1 protein-coding gene is annotated in these 275 nt (G+C 68.7%); it reads right to left on the reverse strand.

Features of this window, described 5'->3' with window-relative positions; translation table 11 throughout:
• On the reverse strand, positions 1 to 275 hold a 275-nt coding region (locus tag AAEY79_RS14795), incomplete at both ends, for a hypothetical protein (protein ID WP_352289114.1).

The raw sequence follows: 275 nt of genomic DNA on the forward strand, positions 1-275 counted from the left end.
GCGGTTGGCCGCGATGCGCGCCTTGGCAAGTGCCAGATAGCCGGAGCCGAGACGCTTGGCCGCGCGGATGCCGGCGGCCTCGTTGTCGGTGCCGTAGAGCATGGTGTCCATGCGCGCCTTGTGGTCGCCGGCGGTCAGGAACGAGCCGAACAGATCGAGCGCGGTGGTTTCGGTGTCCTCGCTCATCGGGTCGTTGCGCCAGGCTTCGCGCACCAAACGTTCGGCATTGCCGCGGTCACCGCGGCCGATCATCACCTTGGCGAGTGCGAGCCGGC

The organism is Psychrobacter sp. GW64-MNA-CIBAN-0177 (genome assembly GCF_040309585.1).
Lineage (GTDB): Bacteria > Pseudomonadota > Gammaproteobacteria > Pseudomonadales > Moraxellaceae > Psychrobacter > Psychrobacter okhotskensis.